The sequence below is a fragment of the Flavobacterium sp. genome (genome assembly GCF_044369455.1).
Classification (GTDB): Bacteria; Bacteroidota; Bacteroidia; order Flavobacteriales; family Flavobacteriaceae; genus Flavobacterium.
Window position 1 is genome coordinate 203,318 of sequence record NZ_JBIPLW010000002.1, and the last position, 19,505, is coordinate 222,822.

Here is a 19,505-nt window from a genome sequence, read left to right on the forward strand (position 1 = left end):
TAATGGTAAATTGTAAACCCGCTAATAGGTAGATTATGGATCAAAAGCCAATAATATCAATAGTAAGTCCTGTTTATAGGGCAGATAAAATAGTTGAAAATCTGGTAACTGAAATTCAGGCGGTGATGCGGCAGCTAAATTTAACATATGAAATAATTTTAGTTGACGATAGAAGCCCTGACGATTCTTGGAATGTAATGAAATCACTTTCAGCACGAAATGAGAACATAAAATCAATTAGGTTAAGTAGAAATTTTGGACAGCATCCAGCTATTATTGCAGGATTGAGCCAGGCAAAAGGGGAATGGATAGTTGTAATGGATTGTGATTTGCAAGATCAACCTAAAGAAATAGCAAAATTATATAATAAAGCGCAAGAAGGATTTAAAATAGTTCAGGCACGCAGAAAAAACAGAGAAGACAATTTTCTTAAAAAATTATCATCAAAAATTTTCTCAAAAGTGTATGGATATTTTACAGATACAAAATATGATAATGAGATTGGAAATTTTGGGATTTATCATAATAAAGTTATCCAATCTATATTTAAAATATCAGATTATATAAAGTTTTTCCCTTTGTTTGTAGATTTTGTTGGATTTAAATCAACATCAATTGAAGTAGAACATGCCCCAAGAGAATCGGGAACAACAAGTTATAGTTTTTCAAAATTAGTGAGTTTGGCTTTTAATACCATAATTTCATTTTCAAATAAGCCGCTAAAACTTTTTGTTAAATTTGGAATGATAATCTCCTTACTTTCATTTTCTGTTGGAATTTATTATATTTATCAAGCGATGCATCATGAAATAGAAGTTTTAGGATTTACTTCAATAATAGTTTCAATATGGTTTTTATCAGGAATTATAATAACAACCATTGGTGTGACTGGAATTTATGTTGGAAAAATATTTGATCAAACAAAGAACAGACCTGTTTTTATAATAGATGAAATAGCATGATACGGAAATTGGAATGGGATTCGCTTTTTTTTAATCTTAATGTTGGAGAGTTAAGCATTAATGATTATAACGATTCCTTGGATTATTCCGATTATGATTTATTGTATGTGATTTCATCAGATGATTTCGATTTAAAACTGAAAGGATTTAAAAACTCTTTTTCGGAACAAAAAATCAAATTTCATAAAGAGCTGAAAGAACTACAACAACTATCTGACAATGTTTTTTCATATAACGAAACAGACTATGAAATTCAGGAAGTTTATGAACTTGCTTTTGAAAGCGGAAAGCAAAGTCGTTTTTTACTTGATAAAAAGTTCAGGCCTAAAAAATTTAAAGAGTTATATAAACTTTGGATAGATAATTCGATTTCGCAAAAATTTGCAGATGACGTTTTATTATACAAATCTGAGGGAAAACCGGTAGGTTTGCTAACGTATAAAACCAACGAAAAAAATGCTTTTGTCGGACTAATAGCCGTTTCATACGACCATCAAGGAAAAGGAATAGGAGGAATCATGCTTACCCATTTAGAAACCGTTTTGTACGCAAAAGGAATATATAATTTAACGATACCAACACAAGGCCAAAATGAACAGGCTTGTTATTTTTATAATAAAATAGGGTATTCAATTTCTGGAAAAACCTATATCAAACATTATTGGAAGATAAATGATACCATTTAACAAACCCTATTTAACGGGAAACGAAACAGCCTACATTGAAGAAGCCGTTAAATCAGGCAAGATATCTGGAAACGGGAATTTTACGAAAAAATGCCAATCTTTTTTCGAAACGAATTATGGCATAAAAAAAGCATTACTAACAACTTCTTGTACGGATGCTTTGGAAATGGCCGCTATTTTAATTGATATCAAAGAAGGTGATGAGGTTATCATGCCGTCGTATACATTTGTGTCTACTGCAAATGCCTTTGTTTTAAGAGGTGCTAAAATCGTTTTTGCAGATAGTAGAAAAAATCATCCCAATATTGATGAAACAAAAATAGAATCTTTAATTACCTCAAAAACAAAAGCGATTGTTCCAGTTCATTATGCCGGAGTTGCCTGTGAAATGGATACCATAATGGAGATCGCTGCAAAACATAATTTGTACGTAATTGAGGATGCTGCACAGGCTGTTGATAGCTATTACACCGGCAAAAACGGTATAAAAAAAGCATTGGGTTCAATTGGTCATTTGGCTGCTTTTTCTTTTCACGAAACCAAAAACATCATTTCGGGAGAAGGCGGATTATTAGCTGTTAATGATGATAAATTTATTGATAGAGCCGAGATAATCTGGGAAAAAGGAACCAATCGTTCTTCGTTTTTTAGGGGTGAAGTTGACAAATATGGTTGGGTTGATATAGGAAGTTCCTTTTTACCTTCGGAAATTATTGCTGCATTCTTGTGGGCACAACTAGAAAATCTTGAAAAAATTCAGACTAAAAGAAAAGAAATCTGGAACAATTATTTTATGAGATTAAAGGATTGGGCACAGAAAAACGAAATAGAATTACCATTAACACCAGACTACGCAACCAATAATGCCCATATGTTTTATTTAGTTTGTAAAAATTTAGAGCAAAGAACAAAGTTGTTGACTCACCTAAAACAGCATGAGATTTTGGCTGTTTTTCATTATATCAGCTTACACACAAGTCCATTTTATCTCTCTAAACACCAAGGCGGCGAATTACTTCAAACGGATAAGTTTACGGATTGTTTGTTACGATTACCTTTGTTTTTTGAATTAACAGATGAGCAGCAACAAAAAATCATCAACATTTTCAACGAATTTTAATCCATTTTATGAAACAAATAAATCTGGAAATATTTAAAGACGAATGTCAGATAAAAAATGGAAAGTATATTTTTATTCCTGTTCAGGAAGAAGTTGTAACTGATTTTTTAGATAAGATTAAGTATAAAATAAAAAAATATAATAAGATATACAGCGCTTTAATAGAAATTATAAGTCCCGTTTATCCTCAACCATTCTTCGATGCAAAACGAATGATCCGTAACGAAATTAAAGGCAAAAATCTCGTTGCCTTAAATCTTGGTAGTGGGAATTCAGATTTTGGCGATGATTTATTGAATGTTGATTTGCTTCCATATCAAAATGTGGATATAATTTGTGATATAGAAAACATTCCATTTAAGGATAATTCTGTGGATTATATTATAAATATTGCTGTTTTAGAACACGTTCCGAATCCTCAAAAAGTAATTTCGGAAATTCACAGGATATTAAAACCAGGAGGGAAAATTTATTGTTTTATTCCTTTTATGCAGCCTTTTCATGCTTCGCCATACGATTTTCAAAGATTCACTTATGAAGGCATGAAACATCAATTTAGAAACTTTGAAATTTTAAAGATTAAATCTATTGGACCTACATCAGGAATGCTTTGGGTGGTGCAGGAATGGTTTGCATTGATTTTTTCTTTTGGGATAAAGCCACTTCATACATTCTTATACTTGATTTTTATGGTGCTTACCTTTCCAATTAAATTTTTAGATGTTATTTTACAATTTTATCCGATGAGTAAAAACATGGCTTCGGGGTTTAGTATTTGGGCTGAAAAAAGAAATACTAACTAAAACATTTACATAAGCGCTAAAAATAAATGACATCTAGTATTATTCAAGATTTCGCCTATTCAAAATACAACAAACCGCCCTTGTCCTTTCCTAATTTAACGATAACAGAATTATTAATCATTTTGATTGACTCATAGTCAGGCCATATTGGCATTTTGGCTATCGAATCTTTAACCAAGTCAAATTTTTCCTTGTCAATCATATTATATTCGGCAATATCTGCTTCTCTAAAGAAATTAATTATCCTATAATTATTTCCGTTATCCCAATTGAAAACTGATCCCCCAAAAATTTCTGATTTGTCTAATCTATATTTCTGATGGTATTCATATGGGAAATAACCATAAAAATAAATTGATTTTTCTGTTGTATAAAAAGAAGGATATTTAGTCTGAATAGCGTTATCAATTTTTTCTGCAACTCGTCTGTCATTTTTATATATTTTATTATTGCTGCTAAAAAGCATGGTAACAAAGTAAATATTAAGGATAAAAATTGAAGTCACAGCCGTTAAAGTTATCTTAGATGAACTGATTTTTAATTGATTTATGGCAAAAGTAATTACAAATGCAAATACGAGGCTTGATGTTACATAGATACGTGGAGGATGATATCCGTTTGTAATGAAATAAGAAAGCGTAAAAGGGGATATTATCAAAACGAGCAACACAAGCAAGCGATAAATAAAATGCTTTTTTTTCAAAAATAAATTTACAGTTAAAACTATGATTAAAACACTTGCTATTGAATATAGCTTTTCACCATAAAAGAAATTTCCTGAGAGATTGGTTCCGCTGATATTTATAAAGTTTGAGAAAAAGCCGCCGCCCGAACCACCCGAAACAAAAGACTCGATATATCCTCCTTGTTGAAGTGGGCAGATGATCTTTACGGATATAGAATAAAGAATTCCAGAAATTATAATTATTACCGCAAACAAAAGTGCTTTTTTTATCTCTAAACTTATTTTAAATGCCTCATCAAAAGTTTTCTGAAAAAATAAAATTAGGTACAATGTTATTGGTATAAATATAAATGCCTGATACATTGCAAGGGTAAACATCAATAGTAAGGCTATTGATAAAAAATATACAATTTTTAAAAGAATTGATTCTTCATCTAATCCCTTTAAAAACATCTTTACACTTAAAAAAGACAATAAAACCCCCAAAGCCGCAATTACTGCCATCATTCCAAAAATTATCTGATAGGACAATTGTGGAAAATTTATAAATAAACCACAAAAAAAGAAAGCGGCAAAACCATTAAATTTCAATAATTTACTGATTTGAACGGCAGCAACGCTAAACAAAAAAAGACTGAGGATGACTGAAAAATAGCGCAAATGCCCACCAAATAAATGATACAATATTAAATTTTGTGCCCATCTTCCTACATCCAATCCAAAATCCGCCAAAATAGGAAGTTCATTATCAACACTTATAGTATAAGTAGTAAGGGTAAACCCATAGGTTAATATTCCAAGTAAAAAAGTAAATAAAAATAATTTATAGGTGCTTTTGTCAAGAATTTTAGTCAGATCAGACATAAATATTAATATTTTTATATAAACAAAGATTAATTAAATTTGTAAATCACTAGGATTATCATTTCTTTTGCGCAAGATATAAATAAGTAATAACAAAACTAATACGGACAAAATGAAATTTAAAAATTTATTTTTATTGCTGTTTTTAACAATAGCCGCAATAAGTTGTAAAGACGAAGCAAAAAAAGACGAAAACGGATTACAAAATGAAGTAGCCGTCGAGACTTCTGCAAATACTTTTAAAGTAACACTTGATCTTGTTGCCAAAAGCAATGATGATTTTTGCTTATTATATACACAAGATGGATCGCTAGATTTTAAAGACGGAATTTGGAAAGAAGTTAAAGGATCTATTAATGATCAAACAATTGAATTTTCTTTGCCAGAAAATGTATTTCCAACTCAATTGAGAATGGATTTTGGTAAAAACCAAGATGAAATTTTATTGAAAACTGTAAAATTCGATTACAACGGAAAGACAAGAGAAATTAAAGGGTTTGAAACAGGTGTATTCTTTAGAGCAGATGCTTCAAAATGTTCTTATGATGCTACTATGGGAATTATTAAAGCTTTAGTAAAAGACGGAAAAAAAGAGGCAATTTCACTATATCCAAACGAAGCAGTGATGAAGGCTGAGTTGCCAAAATTGAAATAACAAACTTTTTAATTAACGAAAAGCCATAGATGAATAGAAGTCTATGGCTTTTCGTTTTTTATGTTTATTTTTGAAAAACAAATATTGAGCTACAAAGCAATAATGTTAAAAGAAAAAATAGTTAGCAAACTTAAAAGTCAAAAATTCAAAAACTTTATAATTTATAGCTTTGGTCAGGCTGTAAATATACTGAGCCCATTATTAATAACTCCGTATTTAATTTTTGTTTGTGGATTAGACAAGCTTGGCATTATTGCGATGGGTCAATCATTGGCCTATATTTTAATCGTAATTGTTGACTATAGTTCATACGTTATAGGAGTTAAAGAAATTTCGATTAATCGTAATGACAAGCAGAGATTGGAAGAATTGTTCAAAACCATTTATTTTGCAAAGTTGTTTTTGCTGTTTTCAGTTTTATTGTTAGTTCTATTGCTGGTTTGTTTTATTCCATTCTTCAACAAAAATTCTTCAACCATATTATTTAGTTTTTTAATAATTTTAGGTCAATTTGTTAACCCTACTTGGTTTTTACAAGGCGTTGAAAACTTTAAGTGGATAACAATAATTAATATTTTATCAAAAGTTGTTTATGTTGTTGGTGTTTTTATCTTCGTAAAATCACAATCTGATTTCGTTTATGCCAATTTTTGGTTAGGATTTGGGGCAATTATATCAGGATTAATAGGTTTAATTTACATTATAAGAGAGTATAAATTTAAGTTTAATCACATCTCATTCATTCAAGTAAAAGAATTATTAATAAATGATTTTTCATTTTGTGTTTCTCAATTATTTTTTGCTATTAGAAATTATTCTACGGTACTAATAATTGGTTTTTTCGCTGGTGATTATATCGCAGGACAATTTAAGGTGGTAGAACAAATAACAAGTCTTTTTAGAACATATTTACAAATGTTTTTTAAGTTTTCGTATAGTTATGTTTGTTTCGAGGTTGATAAAAGCATAAACAAAGGATTGCTTTTGTGGAAAAAGTTTAATAGCTTTAACTTCATTTTAGTATTTGGACTTTTACTCTTTACCTATCTATTTTCACATAGCGTATTATTATTTTTTAAAGTAGACAATACTGTTTTTAACAGATTAGAAACGTATCTGCACATCGCATTATTAATTCCCTTTTTTACAGCAATAACATTACCTTTAGAGCAATTAATTTTTAGCTTAAACAAAAATAAAATATATATAAGGCTTACTATTGCCACAACAATTTTTAATATTGTAGGCATTTCTTTTTTAATGATTTTTTTCGGATTGCTTCAAGTATTTTTTCTATTAATTATTACTGAGTTATTTCTGATAACAATATATTTTTCAATATTAAAGAGTTATTTTAATAAAACAAAAATTATAATATGATAAACAGATTAAAACTGCTTTACAAAAAATTATATCAAAAATTCAATTATGATGTGCATAAGGCGTTAATTTTAAACGCTAAAATATTAATAGGAATAAATAATCAAAAACAGAGCATAAATTCATTAGACGAAGTAGAATTTCAAGTTTTTTCTCAAAGAGGAGAAGATGGAATAATTCAATACATCATCAATAAAATAGAAATTCCAAATAAAATATTTGTTGAGTTTGGTGTAGAAAGTTATGTAGAATCTAACACAAGATTTTTATTGGTAAATAATAATTGGTCTGGACTGGTAATAGACGGAAGTCAGGAGTATATTAATTTCATTAAAAAAGATTTTATTTATTGGAAGTATGACATCACGGCAACCAAAAGTTTCATAACCAAAGACAATATAAATGAGTTAATTAGTAATTATACACAAGAACAAGATATAGGTTTATTGAGTGTTGACATTGATGGTAATGATTACTGGGTTTTAGAGGCTATAAATTGTATTAAACCAAGAGTTTTAATATGTGAGTATAATTCAGCATTTGGAGCCTCAAAAAAAGTTACAGTTCCTTATAAACCAGATTTTGTTAGAAGTAAAGAACATTACTCTGAGCTCTATTTTGGGGCATCGTTGGCTGCATTTTGTCACCTTGCAGAAAAAAAAGGATATGACTTTATTGGAACAACTTTGGCTGGAGTAAACGCATATTTTGTTAGAAAAGACCTTTCGGCACCATTTAAAAAGTATTCTTGTGCCGAAGGATATAATGAATCTGCCAATAGAGATTCAAAAGGGGAAAATGGAGAGCTACTTTTTTTAAGACATCACGAAAGACTACAAATGATAAATGACTTGATGGTTTTTGATCTTGAAGAAAATCAAACTGTCAAAATAAAGGATATTTTGTAATTGGAGAAATTCCCGCAAAAGTTTTAAAAACTATATAATAAATGCCAACTATCATTAAAAAAACAGTTCTTTACCAACTACTTTTCGCAATTTGTATTTATGTTCCTTATTTGGAGAACTTTGAATTAACATTTGCAGTTTGGTCCTTTTCTGCAATAATTACTATTACTAATACCTATTCGCTTGGTATTTTAAAACAGCTACTCTGTTTTACTATTATTTTAGTATTGGCAATCATTGTGATGTTCTTTAAAGAGTATCAGTTGTATTTTATTATAAGGGATTTTACCTATTTGATTAAACCTATTTTTGGCTTGTTAATTGGTTATCAATTGTGTAAAAAGTTTCCAAAAAAGGTTTTTGAAACAATTGTTTCTACCGGTTTTTTTATTGCAATAATTCATCTATGTTTAATTTTTTGGGCTCTAGCTTTTTACAAAGCAACTACAGTAAATGACATTCGTTTTTTTGGAGGATTTTTTAGTGATTTTGAAGTTTACGCATTGATTGTATTGCTATTTCATAAAAAATTTGAATTAAATTTTACTAAAAAAAGAACAATGCTTTTCACAATTTTTATAGCGTTTTCTGTTTTTATGTATTTAGCAAGAACAAATTTCATTCAGTTTGTCATACTGTTTTTAGCTTTAAAAGGATATTTTAAAGTAAATAAAAGATCAATAACTGTGGTAGTTTCAGTTTTAATAATTGGAGCAATAGGATATTCAACCATATTATTTATAAATCCAAAAAGAAACGGACCAGGTATCGAAGCATTTCTTTATAAAATTAAAATCATACCCGAAGAAGCTTTTAAAACAAAAATTAATCGAGAAGACTATAAAGATTTTAATGATAATTACCGTTCCTATGAGAATATTATGACGGTAAGACAAGTTACAAGAGAAGGGTTTTATTCCGTTGTTTTTGGTGAGGGCTTAGGTTCAAAAGTAGATTTAAAACAAGAGGTTTGGTTGGGGGATATGAATTTGAGGTATATTTCAATTTTGCATAACGGATTTATGACGGTCTTTTTAAAAACAGGTTTGCTGGGATTGTTCATTTATTTTATTTCAATTTACCTGCTTTTCAAAAAGGTAAAATCAGACTTTCCGATAATTAATCAAGTAAACTTGCTTTTCATTGGAACTGGTGTTTTCCTAATATTCTCTAATTGGGTATTCATGGGAGTTTATAATTTATTGGACAACAAATCAATTTTAATTGGTTTGCTCTTTTGCTTTAGAGAAGTTTATATGAAGTCAAATGACGAAAAGTTATTAAGTCAAAGTAATTCAGCCACATGAAAAGCACAAAAATATTTGTAGACTGTCACGTTTTTGATGGAAATTTTCAAGGCACCACTACCTATCTAAAAGGACTTTATTCAGAACTTTTAAAAGATAAAACAAAGCAATTCTATTTTGGCACTTCAAACATATCGTTTCTTAAAACAATATTTGGGGCTCATGACAATCTTACTTATATAAGTTACAAAACCAAAAACAAATTCTATAGATTATTGTTTGACATTCCAAAAATTATAAAACAAAATAAAATAGATTATGCTCATTTTCAATACGTGGTTCCGCCCATAAAAGCCTGCAAATATATTGTCACCATTCACGATGTGTTGTTTTTAGATTTCCCGGAATATTTCCCCTTTTTTTACAAATTAAAAAATAAATTTTTATTCAAAACAAGTGCAAAATACTCCGACATTGTTTTAAGTGTTTCAGAATATTCGAAAATACAAATCCAAAAACATTTTAAAATAGAAACGGTAACCATTACACCTAATGCTGTTGACCCAGTATATTTTGAAACATATCAAAAAGATAACATTAAAGAGCAAGTCTTAAAAAAGTTTAAAGCAAAAAATTATTTTTTATACGTTAGCCGATGGGAACCAAGAAAAAATCATCACTGTCTTTTAAAAGTTTTTGTAGAAAAAGAGTATTATAAAAATCATTCTTTGGTTTTTATAGGAGACAAAGCTATTGAAAATAAAGAATACAATGATTACTATAATTCGTTACCATCAGCAATAAAAGCAACTATATTTTCATTCCACAAACTTAATTTTCAAGATTTACTTCTATTAGTTCGTGGTGCAGATTTGTCAATTTACCCTTCAATAGCCGAAGGTTTCGGTATTCCTCCATTAGAGTCGTTAGCGGCAAATGTTCCAACCATTTGTTCTAATACAACTGCAATGACAGATTTTCAGTTTTTTGACGATTGTCTTTTTAATCCATTAGATTTAGAAGATTTAAAAGATAAAATAGAAATAGGTTTAAAAGACACAAAAATAGCCCAAAAAAAAGAAGCAATGTTAGCCAAATTTAGTTGGAAACAAGCTGCCGAACAATTCAAAAAAGCTATTTCTTAAAAAAAAATAAAATCTATTTGTTATGTTTGCAATGAAAGACATTAAATAGCAAACCGTAATAAAATTTCATGAAAATAGCCATTCTAGGAACTCGTGGTGTACCCAATTATTACGGAGGATTTGAGCAGTTTGCCGAATTTTTTTCAGTCTATCTTGTTCAAAAAGGACACGAAGTATATTGCTATAACTCTCATGATCATCCTTTTCAAGAAAAAACTTTTCACGGCGTAACTATCATTCATAAATACGATCCCGAATATAAACTGGGAACCTTTGGTCAGTTTTTTTATGATTACAATTGCATCATGGATTCTCGTAAAAGAGATTTTGACATCATTTTGCAATTAGGATACACTAGTAATTCTATTTGGCATTTTCTTTTACCTAAAAAATCTATCATCATCACTAATATGGATGGATTGGAATGGAAACGTACCAAATATTCTAAACCCGTACAACAATTTTTAAAATTTGCAGAAAGATTAGCCGCCAATAGCAGTGACTTTTTAGTTTCAGATTCTTTAGGTATTCAAAAATTTCTTCAGGAAAAATACAAGAAAGCATCCACTTATATTGCCTATGGTGCGTATCCATTTTCAGACGCGGATGAAAATGTGTTAAAAGAATATAAGGTTGAAAAAGGAAATTACAACATGATTATGGCACGTTTTGAACCCGAAAATAATTTGGATATGGTGCTTGAAGGCGTTGCCATGAATGAAGATAAAACACCAATTCTGGTAGTTGGAAAGCACCAAACTAAGTACGGAGACTATTTGAAAAATAAGTTCAAAGAACATTCAAACATTCGCTTTATGGGCGGAATTTATAACTTGGCACATCTTAATAATCTTCGTTATTTTTCTAATTTATATTTTCACGGACATTCCGTTGGAGGCACCAATCCTTCCTTGCTAGAAGCTATGGCATCAAGAGCTTTTGTAATTGCACACAACAACGATTTTAACAAAGGAATTTTAAAAGAAAACAGCTATTATTTTTCCAATTCGGCTGAAGTAAAAAATATTCTCCAAACAATCAAAAAAATTGATAACTTGCGATTAGTTCAAAACAATTTTGACGCCATTGTAAATGAATTTAATTGGGAAAAAATAAATGGTGAATATTTACAACTTTTCGAAGAATGTTATTCAAAATCTGATAAAAGAAAACAAAAATAACAGTTCTTTTATTCCAATAATTCTCGTACTTTCTACCATTCCGTTACCCTTTGCCATTAACAATATTTCAGTAGGGATTTTTTTGTTAGCAAGTTTCATTACATTCAAAAAAGTGAATTTTACAATTCAAAAAGAACACCTTTTTCCTGTTTTACTTTATGTATTGATGGCAGTTTCCTTTTTTTGGTCTATCGATTCAAAGGAAACCCTATCAGCTTTATCAAAAGAATTGCCATTACTTTTAATTCCACTCGGATGCTTGTTTTTTAAAACAAATACGGCTGAACAAAAAAATAAAATAATTGAATATTATAGCCATGTTATGGCGGCTTACGTTATTTATTATTGTTTGAGAGCTATAATTCGATATTCAATTTTTGGAGATTCTAGGATGTTCTTTTATCACGGAGCAAATGAATTTGATTATGGACTGGTCCCGAAGTTATTGAATGCTATACACATGTCGGTCTATGTTGCGGTAGCATTTTTTTATTTTTTTACTAAGGAAATAAAAACAAAGTCAGACACGTTCTTTTCTGTTTTGCTTTTTGCATTTATATTATTACTATCCTCTAAAAACATTATACTAGTAGTTGTTTTATTGTCATTAATCTATATTTTGTTTTTTTCGAAAGCGGCCCATAAATTAAGATTAAGAAATCTAATTATTTTTGGGTTACTATTACTAATTGTTTTTTCAATCGGAAGAATCAAAGATCGATTTAAAGTGGAATTCCAAAGCAATACGGATAAAAGTTTAAGTGCCAATGTGATTGAAGGAATTCCAGCCAGCGTGCATTATGTAAGCATTAAAGAAGCTTGGACGAACCCTACGTTTACTCCCAATGATTATTTCAACGGCACCGCATTTAGGGTCTATCAGTTTAGAATTTTTACCGAGTTGATAAAGGAGAATGATGCCTTTTTTACTGGTTTTGGGTTGAACGCATCGTATTCAAAAATTAAAGAAAAAGCAATGCAATACAATCTCTACATGGGAGTTGAAAATGATTCTGACAGCGGTTATCAATCGAAAAACTTTCATAATCAATACGTTCAGAATTTTGCAGAATTGGGCGTTTTTGGTTTTATTTTATTGTTAATTATGTTGACGGTTAACATTAAAAATGCTATTATATCAAAAGATTTTGTTCATTTTGCTTTCGCATTTCTAATGATAAGTTTATTTTTGACCGAATCATTTTTATGGAGGCAACGTGGCGTTGTATTTTTTACCATGATGTATTGCCTTTTTAACTCAGTCCCGAAAGTTCGGGATGTTCAAAATAGCTCCAAAGCAGAATAAAAAAATATGAAAAGAATATTAATTACCGGCGCGGCTGGGTTTTTGGGCTCACATCTTTGTGATCGTTTTATTGCAGAAGACTATTTTGTGATTGGAATGGATAACTTAATTACGGGAGATTTAAAAAACATTGAGCATTTATTTAAACATAAAAACTTCGAATTTTATCATCACGATGTTACCAAGTTTGTTCATGTACCAGGTAAATTAGATTATATCCTTCATTTTGCATCCCCCGCAAGCCCGATAGATTATCTTAAAATTCCTATTCAAACTTTAAAAGTGGGCTCTTTAGGAACTCACAATCTTTTAGGTTTGGCACGAGTTAAAAAAGCCCGAATTCTCATTGCGTCTACTTCTGAAATATATGGAGATCCATTAGTTCACCCACAAACAGAAGAGTATTACGGAAATGTAAATACAATTGGTCCAAGAGGCGTTTATGATGAAGCCAAACGTTTTCAAGAATCAATAACAATGGCGTATCATACGTTTCACGGTGTAGAAACCAGAATCGTTAGAATTTTTAATACCTATGGCCCAAGAATGAGACTCAATGATGGTCGTGTAATTCCGGCATTTATCGGACAAGCATTACGCGGAGAAGATTTAACGATCTTTGGCGACGGAAGTCAAACACGTTCGTTCTGTTACGTTACCGATCAAGTAGAAGGTATTTATAGATTGCTTCATTCCGATTATGCTCAGCCGGTAAATATTGGCAATCCAAACGAAATAACGATTAAGGATTTTGCAGATGAAATTATTAAACTTACAGGCACTAAACAAAAAGTAGTGTTTCGTCCGTTACCAATAAATGATCCTATGCAGCGCCAACCAGACACTACTCGCGCTGCAACTATTTTAGGTTGGGAGGCAAAAGTTTCAAGAGAAGAAGGTATGAAATTGACGTATGATTATTTCAAATCCCTTTCATCTGAAGAACTATTAAAAGAAGAGCACAAAGACTTTAAAGGATATATCCACTAGTAATATATGGTTGCACAACAAACAGGCAGATACTCAAAATATATTAGACCGATAAACATACTTTTCGATCTAACTATCATAACGGGATTAAGTTTGTTTTTCTTTAGAGAATTGAATCTTAATCAGTTTTACTATTTGTTGTACCAAACGGTTACCTGGATTATTATTGCGATACTTGTAAAATATTATGAAGTGTATCGGTTTACAACCCCCGTAGAAATAATAACTAAATTAATAAAACAATTTTGTGTTTTTTTATTGGTCGTTATTGCATTTTTTCCTTTTGCAAAAACGGTAATTTTTAGCGGAAAAGCGATAGCTGTATTTATGATTGTAAGCTTTTGTATTATTGTAACGTTCAAGTATTTTTGGTTTTTTTACTTAAAAAAATACAGAATTGTTACAGGTAGTAATTTTAGAACCGCAGTAATAATAGGATACACCTCAGAAGCAATTCGACTTAAAGAAGTTTTTGAAACCAGAAAAGATTATGGGTATCGTTTTTTAGGATTCTTTTCAGATAAAAAGCAGAACGCTGAAGTTAAAGGGCGAATCGAGGATTTGAATCAATTCGTTATTGATAACAAAGTGGATGAAATCTACTGCTCGTTAAATGAAATTTCAAATGAAAAACTCAAAGAATTAGTTGAATTTGCCGACGAAAATAAAAAGGCGATTAAATTTATTCCTGACACAAAAGAAATTTATTCAAAAAATTTAAAGATTGATTATTACGAGTTATTTCCAGTACTCTCACTACAAAAAACACAATTACACAATCCAATAATAAAAGGTGTTAAGCGCGCTTTTGATGTCTTTTTCTCATTAATTGTTATCGTTTTTTTACTGTCGTGGTTAATTCCTGTTTTGGCTATCTTAATAAAACTGGAATCAAAAGGACCTGTATTTTTCAAGCAAGGAAGACCTGGAATCGATGAAGAAGAATTTTTCTGTTATAAATTTCGTTCGATGCAAGTAAATGGATTTACCGAAAAGGAAGCTTCAAAAAATGACCCTAGGGTTACAAAAATGGGCAGATTTATGAGGAAAACAAGTATGGATGAACTTCCTCAGTTTTTCAATGTATTGCTTGGAGACATGTCGGTAGTTGGACCTAGACCACACTTATGGTCGCAAAATAAAGCTTATGCAAGTAAAATAAAGAAATACATGATTCGTCATTATGTAAAACCAGGTATTACAGGTTTAGCTCAGGTAAAAGGATTTAGAGGCGAAATAGAAACAGAAGAAGATATGGTAAACCGAATAAAACTCGATGTTTTTTATATCGAAAACTGGTCGCTGATTATGGATATCAAAATCATTTTCCAAACGGTATTTAATATATTTAAAGGAGAAGATAAAGCATATTAGAAAACCTCCTTTTTAATTAGCATTTTCATTTGATAATCTAGATTAAATGCTTTTTGTGCTTCTTTAAAAATTTCTTTTTTCTTCTCATTCAATTCGGATTTAGGTTTGGTTGAAATAGTATTTAGTTTTTCATTCAAGTCTTTATAGTTTCCTACAGGAACAACCCAACCAAGATTATGCTCATGTACTATGGTTTCTCCTTCTCCGCCACCAAAATAAAGAATAGGAAAACCAAGAGAACTATATTCGAATATTTTAGAAGGAACGGATCCATAAATTCTAGTTTTTAAAGGAACAATGGCAATATCAAAGGATTTCAAAGTTTCATGCAATGCTTTTCTTTCTTGCATTCCATGAAAATAAATTTTAAGATCATTTTTAGAGGATATCAAAGCTTCTATCTGATTTTTCTCGGACCCATCACCAAAGAGGTGAAGTTCAATATTCAGTCCGGTTATATCGATTTTTTGACACAATTCAAAAACTCCTTGAGCAATGCCTAGAAGACCAGCATAGAAAATCCTTATAGTTTCGTCTTTTTCGCCTATTAATTCGATTTTAGAAACGTTATGATCTGGAAAATTGCGGTATAAAAAGGCATCTTTTTTCGGAAATATTGAGTGAACATGTGTAATGATTTCAGTTGACTGCCCTATAATTAAAGTAGCTTTTTTATAAATATAACATTCTAAAAACAAGGAGAATTTATGTGATAATGAACCTTTTTTCAAAGCATTTAATTCAATAGCTGCCATTGGCCACAAATCGGAAATATTAAGAATAATTTTTTTGTTTTTTAAAGAGATCACGAAAATAGATAGAAAGGAAAGCAACAAAGGTGGCGATTGAACAATAACTTTTTGAGGTGTTTTTTTAAATAATAAAAAGATAAAAAGACTTAAAGAAAACGATAAAACAGAAATGCTTCGGATGAATATATTTTTGCTCACGCTTGGATAAATCCATAGCCGTTTTATGGTTATGTTATCTCTCTTTTCAGTGACCGAAAATTTCCCTTTATATTCGGGAAATAATGCTCCTTTAGGATAATTTGCCAAAGGACAAATTACAGAAACTTTATAACTATTTTGATATAGCTTCAACGCTAGCTGCTCAATTCTATTGGCCGCCGCGCCTTTTTCTGGCGGATAATAATTGGATATTATTAGAATCTCTTCCATTATTATGTTGAAAGCAGAATGTCGATGATGCGTTCGGAAGCTTTTCCGTCCCAAAATTCTGGTATGCCAGATTTTCTGGGGCCGTTTATTAGAAATTCTCCAAAGATTTTTTCTAAATTTTCAATAGATGTTCCAACTAAGGTGTTGGTTCCAATAGTTTGTGTTTCAGGCCTCTCAGTAGTGTTACGCATCGTAAAACAAGGAATTCCTAAAACAGTAGTTTCTTCTGAAACTCCACCAGAATCGGTAATCACAGCAAAGCTATTTTTAATAAGGTACATAAAATTCAAATATCCTTGCGGCTCTACAAAGAGAATATTCCTCAGATTTATATCTGTTTCTCCTAAAATTGCTTTGGTTCTTGGATGTATTGGAAAAATAATTTTTTTATCACCTACCATTTTGTCAATTCCTTCTAAAAGATGTATCAAAGATTTTTCTTCGTCTACATTTGCTGGGCGATGTAATGTTAACACGATAAAGTTCCCAGTTGCTAATTCAAATTCATTCCAAAAAGAAGGGGCAGAAATTCTGGCTAAATTTTGATGTAAAGTATCAATCATCACATTCCCAACAAAATGAACGGATGAAGGGTTGGCACCATATTTTAATAAATTTTCACTAGCCCAAGTTGAGGTAGTGAAGAAATAATCAGTTATACTATCGGTTACAATTCTGTTTATTTCTTCTGGCATTGTAATGTCGCCCGAACGGATTCCGGCTTCAACATGGGTGACTTTTATGTTTAGTTTTTTAGCTACTATAGCGCAAGCCATAGTCGAATTAACATCGCCAACAACCAAAACCAAATCACAAGGATTTTGCAATAATTCTTGTTCAAAAGCGATCATTATTGCTGCAGTTTGCACCGATTGTGAACCACTTTTCACTTCTAAATTGGCGTTTGGATGAGGAATATTTAATTCTTCAAAAAAAGTATCACTTAGGTTTTTATCATAATGTTGCCCCGTATGCACCAAACGATAGGAGATATAAGCTCCCTCATTTTGCTTTTTTTCAATAGCTTTAATGATAGGTGCTATTTTGATAAAATTTGGCCTTGCTCCTGCAACTAGTGTAATTTTCATAATTTATTTTTATAGCCAATTTTTGTTCTTGGTTTTTCGTCTATTTTTTTCTCCGTTAACTCATCTAAGTAACTAAAAACCAATTCAATATTCTTATCGTGATTTTCTAACTTTTTCTGGATTTGTAGAATGTCAATTTTCAAATCAGTGGTATCTAAAAGCATTTGACGCACTTTTGTAAATATTCGCATAATTTGAATATTAGTTTGAATAGCTTTATCACTATTTAAAACACTTGATAACATTAGAACTCCGTGTTCAGTAAAAACGGAAGGTAAATATTTCAAATTAGAACCTCGCCCTTTGTTCAAGGTCACAAAATGTGATCTTGAAGAATCGTATTCAATTTTGGAAAGTTCAAACATAAAATCTTCAGGAAATCGAGAAATATTCCTTTTTACAGCTTGTTTTAACACTCTAGTTTCAATACCATAAAGTGCAGCTAAGTCTCTATCGAACATCACTTTTTGATTTCTAATAAAATATATTTTATTGGAAATCAATTCTTCAGAAAGCAGTATTTCGTTTTTCATAGAGAAACTTTTAATTTTTTAAGGGCGCAATTTCCATCTTCCAATTTATTTTACCATCGAAACAAACTGTTTCAATTTTCCGCTTGTACTGCGCTCCAATTTTTCTTTCCGGCTAAAAGAAAACGTTAAACCACTTTCTAAATAGGTGGTAATGGCTTTTTCAATATTTTGAATCTGCATTTCAGTTAGTTCCATTTCGCTTACATATTCGATGTCAAAAGTATCAATTTTGGTTTGTTTTATGATAAATTCTTTCACATTTCCATCGTCTTCGATGATGCTTTTGGTAACGTAATAAAATGTTAATCCAGGCGATTTTTTTCCACTTGGCAAAACAGCGATATCATTTGTTCTACCAATTAACTTTTTTAACAGCGGTTTTTTGACAGTACTTCTTTCATCTAAAATCCCAACATCTCCAATGTCATATCTAATGAAAGGATGTGCTTTGTTATATAAGGACGTAATAACAACCCGTCCTTCTGTACCATTTGGCAAAACGGTATTGTCTTCATCCAAAATTTCTACAAACAACGTTTCAGAATTGATTTGCCATTCGCCATTCGGATTTTGAAAAGCGATCAAGTCTAATTCAGAGGCGCCATATTCATTAACAACAGGAACGCCAAATTGCTTTTCTAATAAAAGTTTATCGTTTTCGAAAAGCATTTCTGAAGTCACAACGCAACATTTTAGTGTTGGGCAAATTGTAGTTAAAACAACGTTCTTTTTCTGCAAAAATTTAGCAAATAAAACTATTGACGAAGTATAGCCATTAATGTAATCAAATTTTTTATTCTGAAATTTTTTCAGAACTTTTTCCAAAATGGTATCTGATAAATCAAAAATGGTGAAACGATACCGATTGCTTAACAGATCTTTGATTCGTTCTTTCTTGTTACCAATAAAGTCCAACGGAATTCCATAAAAACGGGCTTGTAAAGAAGAATTAAAATCAATTCCAAACCATCCAAATCGATTGATAATATTGACCCAAGTCAAAGCATGACAGAATTTATCTTTAGCAAAAATAAAGGGATCGCCACTAGAGCCCGAAGTTTTATTTACGTATACACTTTTAGGTGTAAATCCTTGTGAAAGTCTTTCTTTTAATGGTTTTTGAAATTCTTTTTTAGTCATCACAGGAAGCTCATTCCAGTTTTGAAAATGATTTCCCCCAACAAATTCTTGATAGGATTTATTGAGTTTTAAATGATATTCAACAATGTCTCTTTTTTTCTCAAGTACATTTTTTTCAAAATCAGCATCTGATAGCGAAAGAATTCTATTCAATTCGACCTCTGCCTCCTTCATAGGAAAACCATTTAACTGAAGTGAAAAACTAAAAAGATTAATCATAACGATATAAAAAAGGGCCAACCAAAGTCAGCCCTTAA

Annotated in this window: 18 protein-coding genes; 13 read left to right on the forward strand and 5 right to left on the reverse strand. The window is 30.6% G+C overall.

Going from position 1 to position 19,505, the window contains the following annotated elements:
- Nucleotides 1–35 precede the first annotated feature (35 nt).
- The 4 genes from ACIQ2L_RS03045 to ACIQ2L_RS03060 are packed head-to-tail and all read left to right on the forward strand — an operon-like array spanning nucleotide 36 to nucleotide 3,571.
- Nucleotides 36–962, forward strand: a complete 927-nt coding sequence (locus ACIQ2L_RS03045; protein WP_396156315.1) for a glycosyltransferase family 2 protein — start codon at nucleotides 36–38, stop codon at nucleotides 960–962.
- The gene (locus ACIQ2L_RS03050) at nucleotides 959–1,648 is read left to right on the forward strand and encodes a GNAT family N-acetyltransferase (RefSeq protein ID WP_396156317.1); all 690 of its coding nucleotides are present in this window, start codon (nucleotides 959–961) and stop codon (nucleotides 1,646–1,648) included. Before ACIQ2L_RS03045 ends, ACIQ2L_RS03050 begins: the two co-directional genes overlap by 4 nt.
- Nucleotides 1,635–2,768 (forward strand): dTDP-4-amino-4,6-dideoxygalactose transaminase, encoded by a 1,134-nt coding sequence (rffA, locus tag ACIQ2L_RS03055; protein ID WP_396156319.1) that lies wholly within the window; start codon nucleotides 1,635–1,637, stop codon nucleotides 2,766–2,768. The genes ACIQ2L_RS03050 and rffA overlap by 14 nt, the downstream gene beginning before the upstream one ends.
- A gap of 8 nt (nucleotides 2,769–2,776) precedes the next feature.
- A complete protein-coding gene (locus ACIQ2L_RS03060; RefSeq protein ID WP_396156321.1) occupies nucleotides 2,777–3,571 on the forward strand; it encodes a class I SAM-dependent methyltransferase in 795 nt (264 codons plus the stop codon).
- A gap of 55 nt (nucleotides 3,572–3,626) precedes the next feature.
- Here ACIQ2L_RS03060 and ACIQ2L_RS03065 read toward each other — a convergent pair whose 3' ends face one another.
- A complete protein-coding gene (locus ACIQ2L_RS03065; RefSeq protein WP_396156323.1) occupies nucleotides 3,627–5,120 on the reverse strand; it encodes a glucosyltransferase domain-containing protein in 1,494 nt (497 codons plus the stop codon).
- Between the two features lie 112 nt (nucleotides 5,121–5,232).
- Between ACIQ2L_RS03065 and ACIQ2L_RS03070 the strand changes: the two genes are divergently transcribed.
- The 9 genes from ACIQ2L_RS03070 to ACIQ2L_RS03110 all read left to right on the forward strand — a co-directional run bounded on the left by ACIQ2L_RS03070 (nucleotide 5,233) and on the right by ACIQ2L_RS03110 (nucleotide 15,306).
- Complete coding sequence (locus tag ACIQ2L_RS03070; RefSeq protein WP_396156325.1) at nucleotides 5,233–5,775, forward strand: hypothetical protein; 543 nt, start codon at nucleotides 5,233–5,235, stop codon at nucleotides 5,773–5,775.
- Nucleotides 5,776–5,877: 102 nt separating this feature from the next.
- Nucleotides 5,878–7,155 carry an oligosaccharide flippase family protein gene (locus ACIQ2L_RS03075; protein ID WP_396156327.1) on the forward strand — a complete coding sequence of 426 codons (1,278 nt, stop codon included), beginning with the start codon at nucleotides 5,878–5,880 and terminating at the stop codon, nucleotides 7,153–7,155.
- Complete coding sequence (locus ACIQ2L_RS03080) at nucleotides 7,152–8,063, forward strand: hypothetical protein (RefSeq protein WP_396156328.1); 912 nt, start codon at nucleotides 7,152–7,154, stop codon at nucleotides 8,061–8,063. Before ACIQ2L_RS03075 ends, ACIQ2L_RS03080 begins: the two co-directional genes overlap by 4 nt.
- Nucleotides 8,064–8,104: 41 nt before the next feature.
- On the forward strand, nucleotides 8,105–9,370 hold the full coding sequence (locus tag ACIQ2L_RS03085) for a hypothetical protein (RefSeq protein WP_396156330.1): 1,266 nt from the start codon (nucleotides 8,105–8,107) through the stop codon (nucleotides 9,368–9,370).
- On the forward strand, nucleotides 9,367–10,455 hold the full coding sequence (locus ACIQ2L_RS03090; RefSeq protein WP_396156332.1) for a glycosyltransferase family 4 protein: 1,089 nt from the start codon (nucleotides 9,367–9,369) through the stop codon (nucleotides 10,453–10,455). The genes ACIQ2L_RS03085 and ACIQ2L_RS03090 overlap by 4 nt, the downstream gene beginning before the upstream one ends.
- Nucleotides 10,456–10,523: 68 nt before the next feature.
- On the forward strand, nucleotides 10,524–11,636 hold the full coding sequence (locus ACIQ2L_RS03095) for a DUF1972 domain-containing protein (protein ID WP_396156334.1): 1,113 nt from the start codon (nucleotides 10,524–10,526) through the stop codon (nucleotides 11,634–11,636).
- A complete protein-coding gene (locus ACIQ2L_RS03100) occupies nucleotides 11,572–12,942 on the forward strand; it encodes an O-antigen ligase family protein (protein WP_396156336.1) in 1,371 nt (456 codons plus the stop codon). The genes ACIQ2L_RS03095 and ACIQ2L_RS03100 overlap by 65 nt, the downstream gene beginning before the upstream one ends.
- Before the next feature lie 6 nt (nucleotides 12,943–12,948).
- Nucleotides 12,949–13,932: a UDP-glucuronic acid decarboxylase family protein gene (locus ACIQ2L_RS03105; RefSeq protein WP_396156338.1), complete on the forward strand. Its 984-nt coding sequence runs from the start codon at nucleotides 12,949–12,951 to the stop codon at nucleotides 13,930–13,932.
- Between the two features lie 6 nt (nucleotides 13,933–13,938).
- Nucleotides 13,939–15,306, forward strand: coding sequence for an undecaprenyl-phosphate glucose phosphotransferase (locus tag ACIQ2L_RS03110; protein WP_396156340.1), 1,368 nt, complete (start codon nucleotides 13,939–13,941; stop codon nucleotides 15,304–15,306).
- On the opposite strand, the gene ACIQ2L_RS03115 is transcribed toward ACIQ2L_RS03110, so the two are convergent.
- Genes ACIQ2L_RS03115 through ACIQ2L_RS03130 form a run of 4 tightly spaced genes read right to left on the reverse strand, consistent with a single transcriptional unit; the run spans nucleotide 15,303 to nucleotide 19,467 of the window.
- Entirely contained in the window at nucleotides 15,303–16,487 is a 1,185-nt protein-coding gene (locus ACIQ2L_RS03115; protein ID WP_396156341.1) for a glycosyltransferase family 4 protein, read from the reverse strand. The two genes, ACIQ2L_RS03110 and ACIQ2L_RS03115, sit on opposite strands and share 4 nt — an antisense overlap.
- A gap of 2 nt (nucleotides 16,488–16,489) precedes the next feature.
- Entirely contained in the window at nucleotides 16,490–17,575 is a 1,086-nt protein-coding gene (wecB, locus tag ACIQ2L_RS03120; protein WP_396156343.1) for a non-hydrolyzing UDP-N-acetylglucosamine 2-epimerase, read from the reverse strand.
- Nucleotides 17,572–18,108: an ORF6N domain-containing protein gene (locus ACIQ2L_RS03125; RefSeq protein WP_396156345.1), complete on the reverse strand. Its 537-nt coding sequence runs from the start codon at nucleotides 18,106–18,108 to the stop codon at nucleotides 17,572–17,574. Before ACIQ2L_RS03125 ends, wecB begins: the two co-directional genes overlap by 4 nt.
- A gap of 45 nt (nucleotides 18,109–18,153) precedes the next feature.
- On the reverse strand, nucleotides 18,154–19,467 hold the full coding sequence (locus ACIQ2L_RS03130; protein WP_396156347.1) for a phenylacetate--CoA ligase family protein: 1,314 nt from the start codon (nucleotides 19,465–19,467) through the stop codon (nucleotides 18,154–18,156).
- Nucleotides 19,468–19,505: the final 38 nt, after the last annotated feature.

What these genes read in the sequence shown, in the direction of transcription:
- ACIQ2L_RS03045 (WP_396156315.1), top strand. Translation starts at nt 36, where the DNA reads ATGGATCAAAAGCCAATAATATCAATAGTAAGTCCTGTTTATAGGGCA.
- ACIQ2L_RS03050 (WP_396156317.1), top strand. Translation starts at nt 959, where the DNA reads ATGATACGGAAATTGGAATGGGATTCGCTTTTTTTTAATCTTAATGTT.
- rffA (WP_396156319.1), top strand. Translation starts at nt 1,635, where the DNA reads ATGATACCATTTAACAAACCCTATTTAACGGGAAACGAAACAGCCTAC.
- ACIQ2L_RS03060 (WP_396156321.1), top strand. Translation starts at nt 2,777, where the DNA reads ATGAAACAAATAAATCTGGAAATATTTAAAGACGAATGTCAGATAAAA.
- ACIQ2L_RS03065 (WP_396156323.1), bottom strand. Translation starts at nt 5,120, where the DNA reads ATGTCTGATCTGACTAAAATTCTTGACAAAAGCACCTATAAATTATTT.
- ACIQ2L_RS03070 (WP_396156325.1), top strand. Translation starts at nt 5,233, where the DNA reads ATGAAATTTAAAAATTTATTTTTATTGCTGTTTTTAACAATAGCCGCA.
- ACIQ2L_RS03075 (WP_396156327.1), top strand. Translation starts at nt 5,878, where the DNA reads ATGTTAAAAGAAAAAATAGTTAGCAAACTTAAAAGTCAAAAATTCAAA.
- ACIQ2L_RS03080 (WP_396156328.1), top strand. Translation starts at nt 7,152, where the DNA reads ATGATAAACAGATTAAAACTGCTTTACAAAAAATTATATCAAAAATTC.
- ACIQ2L_RS03085 (WP_396156330.1), top strand. Translation starts at nt 8,105, where the DNA reads ATGCCAACTATCATTAAAAAAACAGTTCTTTACCAACTACTTTTCGCA.
- ACIQ2L_RS03090 (WP_396156332.1), top strand. Translation starts at nt 9,367, where the DNA reads ATGAAAAGCACAAAAATATTTGTAGACTGTCACGTTTTTGATGGAAAT.
- ACIQ2L_RS03095 (WP_396156334.1), top strand. Translation starts at nt 10,524, where the DNA reads ATGAAAATAGCCATTCTAGGAACTCGTGGTGTACCCAATTATTACGGA.
- ACIQ2L_RS03100 (WP_396156336.1), top strand. Translation starts at nt 11,572, where the DNA reads ATGGTGAATATTTACAACTTTTCGAAGAATGTTATTCAAAATCTGATA.
- ACIQ2L_RS03105 (WP_396156338.1), top strand. Translation starts at nt 12,949, where the DNA reads ATGAAAAGAATATTAATTACCGGCGCGGCTGGGTTTTTGGGCTCACAT.
- ACIQ2L_RS03110 (WP_396156340.1), top strand. Translation starts at nt 13,939, where the DNA reads ATGGTTGCACAACAAACAGGCAGATACTCAAAATATATTAGACCGATA.
- ACIQ2L_RS03115 (WP_396156341.1), bottom strand. Translation starts at nt 16,487, where the DNA reads ATGGAAGAGATTCTAATAATATCCAATTATTATCCGCCAGAAAAAGGC.
- wecB (WP_396156343.1), bottom strand. Translation starts at nt 17,575, where the DNA reads ATGAAAATTACACTAGTTGCAGGAGCAAGGCCAAATTTTATCAAAATA.
- ACIQ2L_RS03125 (WP_396156345.1), bottom strand. Translation starts at nt 18,108, where the DNA reads ATGAAAAACGAAATACTGCTTTCTGAAGAATTGATTTCCAATAAAATA.
- ACIQ2L_RS03130 (WP_396156347.1), bottom strand. Translation starts at nt 19,467, where the DNA reads ATGATTAATCTTTTTAGTTTTTCACTTCAGTTAAATGGTTTTCCTATG.